Consider the following 11,575-nt stretch of genomic DNA (forward strand, 5'->3'; position numbering starts at 1 on the left):
AGAGCTGTTTTCATTTTAACCATTCCTGAATAAACTCAATTAGTTTTTTCGATCCTGGTGACATATAACGTAAGGAAGTGGCTGCAATTCCAATGGAGCGATAATAATTACCTTCCAAAGGGATTATTCGAATACTCTCGTGGATTCGATACAGTATCATTTCAGGGAGGATACTGATTCCAAGACCATTTTGCACCATGGAAATGATCGCCTGATCTTCAGCGATTTCATATTTGATTTTTGGTTTGATTTTGTGTTCTTTCAAAATTCTTCGAACATCCTTATCGATGCTTGATTTAGGCATGATAAAAGATTCATCTTTGAGTTGATCTAAGTAAATGATATCCTGCTGATTTAGAGGGTGCGTATCAGGTAAAATACACAATAGTCTATCTTTTTTTAACGGAATCACTTCATATGCCTTTGAAACTGGCAAGGACATAAAACCAAAATCAATGGTTCCATCCGAGATCCATTGATCAATTTCATCGTAATCTCCTTCAAATAGTTTTATTTCAATGTACGGGAAATCTTTATTAAATTGCTTAATAATCATAGGCAACCATTGAATAGACACACTCGGAAGTGTACCGATTCGTACGATACCTGTTTCTAGTCCATTAATTTTAGATACTTCCTGCATCATCAGCTCATTCCATTTTAATATTTCTCGCATATAAAGCAGCATTTTTTCTCCATTGCTGGTTAAATGAATACCTAAACGTCCCCGAGTAATCAACGAAAAACCGAAGTCGGACTCAAGACTTGCGATTGCATGACTTACAGCTGATTGAGTTAATCCAACTACTTCCGCTGCTTTCGATAGACTTCCTGTTTCTACAACGGTTCTAAAGATCTCATATTTGATCAGTGTCATTCATAGTCACTCCAACTATTAATTTTTTTCATATTTTATATTACAATTATTCATTTGATTTATATAAAGAATTGAATTTATAATAACAATTAATCAATTGCTAGTAAATTTATCGGTTTTATAAATTTAGAAAACTAACTTAAACGAAAGCTAGGATTATACTAAAAAATGAAAAATAGAAAGTGAGTGTTTATATTGAGTAAAACGAATCATGTTATCCCACCATATTCCATGGAAGTCATGACAGCTAAATTATTTACAGAAATAGAAAAAATCATTGTTTCGAAATATAAAGAAAATGGAAAGGCATTACTGCAACAAGGAATTGATAATTTTGGATATAAAGACGCGGAAGAGATTGCGATAAAAGCAACGACAGAAAGAGAAAACCATACGTTATTTGACTATATTCCTAAAGATCATAACAGTCAAAATAAGTATGGAAATCTTACACCCTTTGCCCTATTTGCAAGATTATTTGCCCAAATTACGAAAGCTATAGTAGATACTTATGGCGATGAAGGAGAAGAAGCTATTCAAGAAGGTATATGGCAATTTGGTGAAAAGCGTGGTCGTGGTATTGCACAAAGAGCCAGAGTGAATGGGGCAGACAACACAATTGATCAATACTTAACAAACTACGATATGGGGCGAAGTGATTTGTTTACCATTGAAACGGTGAATAAACCTGAGGAAATCGAGCAAACATTTACAGTATGTCCATTAGGCCAACAATGGGCTGATGACGATATGCATTCTTACGGACTTGTTTATTGTAGGGTGATAGATGATGCAATTGCTCATGGTTTTAACAATAAATTTAACGTCGTACATGATCAATTTGTGTTAAAAGAAGGACAATGTCATTTTCGTTTTCAATTAAAAGATTCAGAGAAAAAAAATGATTAATATCAAGCGATTAAATACCCATTTAGAAGAGTTATCTATCATTGGAAAAACAATGGAAGGTGGCATAAATCGGTTTTCTTATACAAGTGATGAGAGACGAGCAAATGAACGAGTCAAACAATATATGGAATCTGCTGGTTTAACCGTCCATTATGATACAGTGGGCAATCTGATTGGGAGTCAAGAGGCTACGGATGATTTACCCACTATTTTAATAGGTTCACATATTGATACCGTTCCAAATGGCGGAAAGTATGATGGGAGTTTAGGAGTCTTAACCGCCATTGAAGTCATACATTCGTTAAAAGAAAAAGAAATTGAACTGAAACATCCCGTTAAAATTGTTGCCTTTAAGGATGAGGAAGGAACCCGTTTTGGCTTTGGTATGATTGGGAGCCGAGCTGTCGCAGGTACATTGACATCCAATGATTTAAAAAAAGTAGATAATCAAGGGATATCGATTGAACAAGCCATGAGGGATTATGGATTAGAAAAGCAGCATCTCCAAAGTGCGAAAATAGAAAACGTAAAGTGCTATTTAGAAGTACATATCGAACAAGGAAAGATTCTTGAAAATAATGAAGCAGCAGTAGGTAATGTAACTGGTATCGCTGGTCCAGTGTGGCTTCAGTTCAAATTAACAGGACTGTCAGAGCATGCTGGTGCAACACCGATGAATCAAAGACAAGATGCTTTAGTAGGAGCAAGTTTAATTATTGCAGAGGTTGAAAAAATAGCTAAGGAGTCCCCTTCATCTGTAGCTACTGTGGGCAAACTTTCTGTAAAACCAAACGGCGTGAACGTCATTCCTGGTGAGGTGGAATGGACAATTGATATTAGAGATATCGATGAAAAAACCAGAGATCAAGTCGAACAAGAGATTAGAAAATTCGCGAAAAAGATAGCTAATGATCGACAATTACACTTAGAAATCTCTGTATTACAACGTGTTGCACCTGTTCGTTGTGAAGACAACATTCAAGATGTCATAAAGGAAAGTATTCAAGAATTAGGTGAATCCATCGTCTCTTTACCTAGTGGTGCCGGACATGATGCCATGCAGTTTAAAAATCGATTCCCAATTGGTATGATTTTTGTTAGATCGAAAGATGGGATCAGTCATAATCCAAGAGAATTTTCTTCAGAGCAAGATATTGAAAAAGCCGCTAAAGTCTTATATTTAACAATTCTACAATTAGACCAAAACTAAAGAATATATCATTGTAGTATGTTCAGAGCCTGTTTATGATTATACTCTTTCAAAATCTGGCTCTGTTATTTATATAAATCAAGGGTTAAATCATGTTTTTGAAATTAGTTGTTAACCATGAATAATCCCTGATGGGAAAAAAATTTTGTATTTATTCTCACTATACAACTTTGTTTAATATAATTTATAAAGGAGATAATAAAATGAATTTTTCAGGATCTTCGATTGTTTTTGCCGAAATCATCATTTACCTTCTCTTAATGCTTGGAGTGGGTGTGCTCTTTAGTAGAAAAAAATTGGACCACGCTGATTATTTTCTCGGAGGAAATAAGTTACCTGGTTGGGCACTAGCTTTTTCTGAAAGAGCTACAGGTGAATCCGCCTATATGTTCTTAGGGGCAGTAGGTTTTATTTATGTAACAGGTTTGTCAGGAATATGGATCTTATCGGGAATGTTTATAGGCGTCCTCTTTTCTTGGCTCTTTTTAGCCAAAAGATTTATGAATGAAACAAAAAAATATAAAGTGTATACATTAACCGACTATATAGCTGTGAAATTTCCTAATCACACTAATTTGATTCGTTGGTTGTCATCGATCATTATGGTCATATTTTTTACTTGCTACTTAGCAGCTCAATTTTCCGGTGTTGGTAAAACTCTTTATTCTTTTTCTGGACTTAATATTACGGTAGGAACCATTGTAGTTGCCCTCATCATTATTGCCTACTCTTGTATGGGTGGGTTTATGTCAGTTGTATGGACTGATACAATTCAAAGTTTTTTAATGGTTTTAGCGTTTATTATCGTTCCAATTGCAGGATTTTTTGAAATTCAACAAAATGATTTATCGATTTCGTATACCTTAAGTTCAATGGGAAGTGGTGCAGATAGTTGGATCGGAGGATTATCTGGACTAGCCATCGGAGCCATGCTATTTACAAACCTTTCTTGGTTCTTTGGCTGGCTTGGCGGACAGCCGCAATTAAGTTCTCGCTTTATGGCGTTAAAGGATGAAAAAGAACTAAAAACAGGAAAAATTGTTGCGATTATTTGGACATTAATTGTCTACGTCGGTGCCTTTTTATCTGCCATTTTTGCTTCCGTTATCTATAAACAAGGAACGATTGAAGATTCTGAAATGATTTTGCCTCATATGGTATTCGATTTGTTGCCACCATGGGTTGCAGGAATCATCATTGCAGGAATTTTAGCTGCTATCATGTCAACAGCTTCTTCTCAATTACTCGTTATTACAACATCAGTAAGTGAAGATATTGTTCATAAAGCAATGGGTATGACGATAAAGAGTCAAACCTTAGTGAAATTATCTCGTTGCATTGCCATTGTAGCTGGTCTTGTAGGTATTGTTGTTTCGTTAGCATCTGGCTCCATTATTTATAATATGGTCAGTTTTGCTTGGGCAGGAGTCGGCAATACATTTTCTGCCGTCATTTTACTTATATTCTTTTGGAAAAAAACATCTGGTACAGGCGTAGTAGCCACTATTATTACAGGGTTTATCAGTGCCATCCTGTGGACCACTTCTCCTTTAGAAGCCATCGTGACTGCTAAAGCGGCCACTTTCTTTATCTGTCTTATTGTTGGTATTGTAGTGAGTTTATGGTTTCCTGAAAAAGTTTCAAAATCAGCTAAATTAGCTTCTTAATTGTTCCAAATAGGTTGGAAGGATTGACAGTTGCTAGTTCAAATCAGAATTACCTTATATAAACCTTGTAATCCTTGTCTCTCAAGGATTACAGGTTTTTTTGGATTTAAAAGAGTCTGTTGTGGATGTAATACAAAGTTGTACCCTAAGTAATAAATTTACTCCATTTTGAAATTATCAAGACCTAATAAAGGAGAGCTAACTGAATGGCAATACAAATAGCAGATAAACTGGCAGCTGTATAGAGATAATAAAGTCTTTTATTTTGCTTTAAGAAACCCAAAGGAGATACTATCTAAAACGTAGTACCTCCTTTTTAAGCTCTTTAATATGATTCGTTCAGAGTAAATACAATTAATAAAACTAAAATCAAATTCGTTTAATTTCCACTAAAGTGCATTCGTTACTGAATTATAGATTTTCTAATCCCTTAATCTTTTTTGTAAGTTCATTGAATCTTTGATCGAGTTCTATATACTCTGGGCTTTTGGATGATAAAAAGCTCAATTTCCCTAATACTTCTTGTCGTTCTGTTTCAAGCTTTAAGCGCTGTTCTGCAAGTGAATCAACCTTTTCATTTGACTGCTTTAATTTCTTTTGTATACGGTGATTTTCAAAAATCAACTGAACTGAAGTCGTTTTACTCAAGAAATATTGATCGTGTGAAACAACGACCAACGTACCGATATACTCCGCTAACGTTTTTTCCAATTGTTCTCTCGAAGGCAAATCTAAATGGTTTGTCGGTTCATCTAAAATTAGTACATCTTTTTCTTCCAGTATATATAGCATAAGCTTACACTTCACGCGCTCTCCCATACTCATCTGTTCAATTGGCTCAGACCATTGACTTGCTGTAAATCCTAAATGCTTCATTAAATTCTGAACCTTGCCCCGTTCTTTAAATGTTTCACGTTTAAATAATTGTTCAGGCGTTTCCTCTAGAGGCAAGTCAAATACTTGCTGCGTTAAATAACCAATATTCGCAGATGGGGAAACCCAAATGTCCCCTTCAGCAAACTCATTGCCCATTACGATATTTAAAAATGTCGTTTTCCCACTACCATTCGGGCCAATAAGTGCTACTTTTTCACCGTGTTGAATTGTAAAATTCGTCTGTTCAAATAATATTCGTTCCCCAAAATCCTTTTTTAAGTTTTTCACCTCTAAAAATCTTTTGCCGACCTTCGTATTCGCTTCTAACGAAAATCGAACAAGATAATCTTCCTCAACACGTTCAACCTTTGTCTTCTCAAGTTCCTTCTCAAGACGTTTACGCTTAGATTTGACTTGAGAATCCATTCGTTTCGCTTTTAGGCGGTAATATTCTTTAAATCCTTCTTGCTTAGTCGATTGTGCATGCGCTTTTTGCGACCACGATGTCAGTTCGTTTATTTGATTTTCTACGAGTTCCATTTTTCTTTGTTGTTTTTCGTACTCTCTTTGTTGAGTTAATCTTCTTTGTTCTCGAATCTTTATATAATGTGTATAATTTCCTTTTTGCTCGAATAATTTCGTATTTTCAATCGACCAAATTTTCGTCGCTACAGTATCCAAAAAATATCTGTCATGTGAAACGACAATGATTGTACCCGTATAATTTTCTATTTGATTAACTAACAGCTCCGTACTTTCTATATCTAGATGGTTTGTTGGTTCATCTAATAAGAGTAAATGCGGTGCTAACGCGAAACCTTTTGCAAGACGAATTTTGAGCTTTTCTCCGCCACTTAACACTTCGTAAGGAACATCTGGAATATGCCATTTCGCCATTAGAGTAGCTTCTAATTGTGTAACATGCTCAGATGCGTATGTTTGTTTCTCCTGATCCACTAAAAAGACTTCGGTTTTGTTATTTTCCCATTCAACCTGTCCCTCAGATAGTTTTACATGTCCAAGTAAAATTTGTAATAGCGTGGACTTTCCGCTACCATTACGGCCAACTAGACCAATCACTTCTCCACGACCAATCGTTGCGTTAAGATCTTTAAATATAATACGGTCCATAATTTCTAAATTTATTTGATTTAATTTTACGATTTCTTTCATCGTATCACCCTTTCTTTTTCAAGGGAGAAAAAAATCCTCCCAAATGAATTTGGAAGGATTAGTTGCATTTTTCATAATGAAAATAAGCTATTTAATGAATAGCTTAAAAAATTATATGGAAAATGGGCAGACTAATCCTATTTTTTAATTTGAAAAATTTTCTCAAATGTTTGAAATAAGATTAGAACTTCATCGGCCACCCATCATCCCTTCTAATATGATTTAATATATTATACCCACAAAATCGAATAATGAAAAGAAAAATCTGGTTAAACTATTCCGTTCCTCCACTCAGTATTTCCTCGAACGTTTCAGAATTTTTCTGTTTCATCTATTATTATCAGCTCTTTATTAATCGATTATAAAATTTAATTTTAGTTGAATAAACACTAATACCATGATTCAGTAAGAATTTACTGTATAAAGGTATTAGCTATAAATTGATGATGAATTGCCTCGTAACATCGCTTGAATAACAAAGTTGAAAGTTTGATATACATATTCATTACTTTATTGTTTGGTCACGTTTGTTTTCCGCTGCTAATTACAATGGATCTTTGAAGGAAAGACCTAGTCCCGCTGCTACAATGATGGTAAAAACAGCGCAAGCTATTAAATAAACAAAAGCTGATGTCTCGATATCTTATTAATTCAACACCATCACCAACTGCTTCTTTCATTTGTTCAATGTGTATTTTTGCTATGCTTACTCACATGTTCCGATAACGTGTTTCGCTCCGTTGACAAGATCCATCGCTCCACTCAAGTCCTTTGAAGACCTTGTCTGGGATCATCCAGTTTGCCAGATCACCATTTTCCGCTACTTCCATACCGCTAAAAAAAACGAGATAATATGGCCGCACAGATTGGTGGGCCCCTTGTTTAATCAACAATTTTCACATTCGTATAATCCAAAGCTTCCTTTAATATCTGACTTGAAGCATAGGGAACTTTCCGTGTCTCATTATTTATCATATCTGAAGAGTAAACACTGATACTTACAGTGCCTTCTTGCGTTGTAGCTCGGATTAGGATTGGTTGATTGTACTTGTTTTTAAAGCTAAAATCAGGACCATACCAGCTTACCGTGGCATCGCGGCCTGGTGGAACATAAGGAACATGCCTAGTATGGGAATAGCGGTGAATAATTTGTAACCCTGAATTGTCGATGGCATTATACAGAGTGGATGAAACCTGACAAATCCCTCCACCGACCCCTTCAGAAAACTCTCCTTTGACGATAACGCGAGCGGGCAAATATCCTTTGTTCACTGTTCTCTTACCAACGGCTTGGTTAAAAGAAAACGTCTCTTCTGGAAACACGACATAATTATTAATGGCGTCTGTAGCGAGCGAAATATTATTATAACGATTTTTATTATTCACATTAAAATAGGTTCTATATTCACCAATCTTATTTACACGAATCTGAGCAAGTAGTTCGTTATCAACCTTTGGATGAATGGCAAGTAAGGGAACTTCAACTTTCTGTTCTCTACGTCCGTATAGAAAGGAAAAAAATTGCTCTTTAAATGCTTGATGGTATAACTTGTAACCCACCCGCCCAGGAAGAATATTACCATTCTTGTCGATTGTGGCATTTACAGGCTCTTGATACACATGACGGTCTATTTTTTCGATAAGCTGATTGTATTTATCCACGTCCATCATAGGAACATCAAGAAATGGCATAGAAACATCAGCGCGTTTGACAACAGCAATCGTTTGCCCTTGCTGGGTTACCGATAAGCTGTCAGGAATATACACTTGTTGAACGAATAGTAAAAGGCCGGCAATCCATGTTAATCTCAGTGAAACCACCCCCACATTAATTTAATATGGGTTGGAATTTATCATTTCATGTATTCCTCATTTTACATAACCTATTTTAAGTCTTCATAGAGCGAATCTTGATCAATAAACCAACGATCAGTCAAACTGTCCCTTCGGATCATAAAATGCATAACCTTTTTTTCTTTGCCCTCTCTCTTCTTATAGATAGCTACTTGAACGGGTACATCCACGAGAAATACCCCATTTAGTTGCTCAGGTGGTTGTCTTAAAGGGTCAACCACACCAAAATATGTAATATCTTCAACAAGTTTATTGACACGATTAAGATGACTCGGATTTGATAAGGTCAGTGCTAATAATTTCTGATTTCCTTGATTAATGGAAATGGTAAAAATACGAATAAGTTCATAGGGACTTACCGTTTCTATATAATCGTCAAGCTTACCAGCCGCTTTCAATACCATTAATTTATGAGAAAGATCTTCGTTTTTCAAACGATGCGTTATACTTCCAGAGAAATGAACACAGAAGTGACCTGAAAAACCATTTTGAAGAGCACCAGCGCCATGTGGCATTCCATGCATAGATGCAGCAATCATTTGATTATTGATTAATACAATAATAGCTCTTCTATTCCAACTCCATTTATTATTATAAATTTTCTTCATGATTTGAGTATCTTCCTTGGTTAGTGGCTGTACATCGGCATGATGGCTACCTGCTCTTCGTTGTACTTTAAATGATAAACCAGTTTCAATATCTATAATGGTGAAATTTGTTTTATTAGGAATAATGTTATTTACAATCTCCCAAGGCAACATCTCAATTTTAAAGCTTATAGGTACATCTTCATCTTCCCATTCAATTGCATAAACAGTGTGATTAATCATTAACACAAATAAAAAAGTAACAATAACTACTTGATAAATTTTTTTGTTTTTCATTTGATTTCTCCATTATGTTTTTTCTTATTATTTCTGGAAACAATGATTTGAATAGCTTTAAATATTTGGAAATCCATCCATAAAGATGTTAAAAATATAATTTAACAATTAGGGTCTAATCACGTTTAGTGAATCAGCTTTAGTCCTAAATGTATTAATAAGATGGAATGAATCGAAAAACTATGAAAACAACACCAATCAAAATAAACGGGTAGCCTATTCCATCACTTACCGGGGAAGACAAGCTGGAAGGATACATTTCGATACTCCTTAATTATCATTTCGATTACTCTTTATACAATTAACATATGTGGCATTGACATATGCTAATTGTATAGATTATTAAATGATCTGAACCGCGTCATTCCACCGAGCTAGCCTTAATTTATTGTCAGCTGATCCTACTTTATCAAGAAGCATACTGTAGAGAGTTGGATATAGTGGCTCCAGGTGAAAATGTTTATAGTACGTATATTGACAATAATTATATATATAAACGGAACTTCTGTGGCGACACCATATGTTGCAGGTGCAACAGAAAAATTGGGAATCCTCATGAATATGGATATGGTGTCCTTGATAATATAAAAGCTTTAAAATTAGTACCTTCTAAAGAGGAAAGTTAAGACACAGACATTTTAACAATTCGCCCCATTTACAATCCCTTTAAAAGGGAAACAGTTCATTAGATTATTTATAATGGTTAAAAATAAATTAAGAGAAGATATCACATGAAAAAAGCTTTATTTATTAAAACTATTTTATTAATCTTAATTATTGCTATTATGGGGACTTGTAGTAATAAAAGTACTAGTAAAGAGGAAAATGTAAATTTGAATGTTCAAATAGATAAATTAACGGATGATGAATTTAAAGAAGTACAGGTGAATTACCTTAAAGACCCTAAAAAAAAAGATGACTTTAGAAAATTTTCTCTTACCTTCCAGATAGATGGTTCTAGTAAGAAGAGAGTAAATATACCAGACTTTAAGAAAGTAATTAATACAATTGATAATCAGCAGAGATATTGGTTCGGGAATTCCTTCGAAAAAGAAAGTGATAATTCTGATATATACAAGAGCGAATTTATATTCTATTCTAAGGGGATAACGGAAGATACCATCATAAAAGCTTTTGAAGAAAAAGAGGTCAAGGTTATTTTTTACAAAAAAGATAAAATTATTGATAAAAAACAATATAATATTGGGGATTCTTTAATATTCGAATAGAATAAATCCACTCTGAATAACGTTTGCAACTCTAATTAACATAATTGACCTTATTGGAAGCTACTAAACAATATCATCTGACAGATTGTCTGCTGGAAAATATCGTGCAAAACTAGATGGAACGTTCATGACAGTAAAAAATGGTCATTATTCAGCGATTGCAAATGGTTATAGTTATTTTGAGGTAAAATAAAAACATACTAGGTGGTTTTCTATATTGGAATGGTTGAAACCTTTTGAAGCAAATAATCAGTTTGAAGACAATACAAACAGTCTTTTAGATTTCAAGATCAGGGAATGTATTCCCGAATCAAATATCCAAAAAAAATATTCACTATTAACTCAATTCTTTTTATTGTTGGGTTCTCAAGATGATAAGAGTGTTACTTCGTTATTTGTCGATAATAGAATTGATAATCAAGTAATAGAAGAAATTATTATGCATTTTGACAACACGAAAATTGTATTAGAAAATGAATTACCATCAGAAATAATGTTAAGTAAGCCGAATCAAGAATCTCTCTCTTTGATCAGATCGAATAATTTAAATCCAATAATAAAAAATCTATATGGGACAATTAACAACACACAATATGAATGGAGACCTCAAAAATCATACAAGATATTATCTGAATTTATAGAGAAATACGAAGATATGGAGTTCGATGAGGTGTTAGATTGTTTAAAAAACACATCACAGGGTCCTATAATTTCTCTTGCCTTATCAAGTTGGACTTTAGAAGATTCTTTAAAAGATACTTTTGCTATTAGATATTTCACGCACAAATGTAAGAATGTTTATTTATGGATCGATGATGCTAATATTTTTACTACAATTCAATTAGAATTAAATTAAAATAGGACTGGTTAAAAATTAAAAGATTAGCAATTGCTAC

9 protein-coding genes and 1 pseudogene are annotated in these 11,575 nt (G+C 34.1%); 5 read left to right on the top strand and 5 right to left on the bottom strand.

Features of this window, described 5'->3' with window-relative positions:
• Window positions 1-10: 10 nt before the first annotated feature.
• The gene (locus JFU24_RS06480; RefSeq protein ID WP_201181249.1) at window positions 11-877 is read right to left on the bottom strand and encodes a LysR family transcriptional regulator; all 867 of its coding nucleotides are present in this window, start codon (window positions 875-877) and stop codon (window positions 11-13) included.
• 195 nt (window positions 878-1,072) lie between these two features.
• Here JFU24_RS06480 and JFU24_RS06485 point away from each other — a divergent pair, with 195 nt between their 5' ends.
• From JFU24_RS06485 to JFU24_RS06495, 3 genes are all read left to right on the top strand, one after another.
• Entirely contained in the window at window positions 1,073-1,786 is a 714-nt protein-coding gene (locus tag JFU24_RS06485; RefSeq protein ID WP_242485292.1) for an L-2-amino-thiazoline-4-carboxylic acid hydrolase, read from the top strand.
• Window positions 1,779-2,996 carry a Zn-dependent hydrolase gene (locus JFU24_RS06490; protein WP_201224965.1) on the top strand — a complete coding sequence of 406 codons (1,218 nt, stop codon included), beginning with the start codon at window positions 1,779-1,781 and terminating at the stop codon, window positions 2,994-2,996. The genes JFU24_RS06485 and JFU24_RS06490 overlap by 8 nt, the downstream gene beginning before the upstream one ends.
• A gap of 203 nt (window positions 2,997-3,199) precedes the next feature.
• A complete protein-coding gene (locus tag JFU24_RS06495) occupies window positions 3,200-4,663 on the top strand; it encodes a sodium/proline symporter (RefSeq protein WP_201249741.1) in 1,464 nt (487 codons plus the stop codon).
• A gap of 411 nt (window positions 4,664-5,074) precedes the next feature.
• On the opposite strand, the gene abc-f is transcribed toward JFU24_RS06495, so the two are convergent.
• The 4 genes and pseudogenes from abc-f to JFU24_RS06510 form a co-directional block, all read right to left on the bottom strand.
• Window positions 5,075-6,712 carry a ribosomal protection-like ABC-F family protein gene (gene abc-f, locus JFU24_RS06500; RefSeq protein WP_201249742.1) on the bottom strand — a complete coding sequence of 546 codons (1,638 nt, stop codon included), beginning with the start codon at window positions 6,710-6,712 and terminating at the stop codon, window positions 5,075-5,077.
• A 721-nt stretch (window positions 6,713-7,433) separates the two neighbouring features.
• A pseudogene (locus JFU24_RS30155) lies at window positions 7,434-7,548 on the bottom strand (CoA-transferase); the annotation flags it as partial.
• A gap of 46 nt (window positions 7,549-7,594) precedes the next feature.
• A complete protein-coding gene (locus JFU24_RS06505) occupies window positions 7,595-8,524 on the bottom strand; it encodes a VanW family protein (protein WP_201250887.1) in 930 nt (309 codons plus the stop codon).
• 71 nt (window positions 8,525-8,595) lie between these two features.
• Window positions 8,596-9,450, bottom strand: a complete 855-nt coding sequence (locus JFU24_RS06510; RefSeq protein ID WP_201249743.1) for a hypothetical protein — start codon at window positions 9,448-9,450, stop codon at window positions 8,596-8,598.
• A gap of 731 nt (window positions 9,451-10,181) precedes the next feature.
• Here JFU24_RS06510 and JFU24_RS06515 point away from each other — a divergent pair.
• Complete coding sequence (locus JFU24_RS06515; RefSeq protein WP_201249744.1) at window positions 10,182-10,679, top strand: hypothetical protein; 498 nt, start codon at window positions 10,182-10,184, stop codon at window positions 10,677-10,679.
• 217 nt (window positions 10,680-10,896) lie between these two features.
• The gene (locus JFU24_RS06520) at window positions 10,897-11,535 is read left to right on the top strand and encodes a hypothetical protein (RefSeq protein ID WP_201249745.1); all 639 of its coding nucleotides are present in this window, start codon (window positions 10,897-10,899) and stop codon (window positions 11,533-11,535) included.
• Window positions 11,536-11,575 lie beyond the last annotated feature (40 nt).

It is taken from the genome of Peribacillus sp. TH27 (assembly GCF_016650915.1).
Lineage (GTDB): Bacteria > Bacillota > Bacilli > Bacillales > DSM-1321 > Peribacillus > Peribacillus butanolivorans.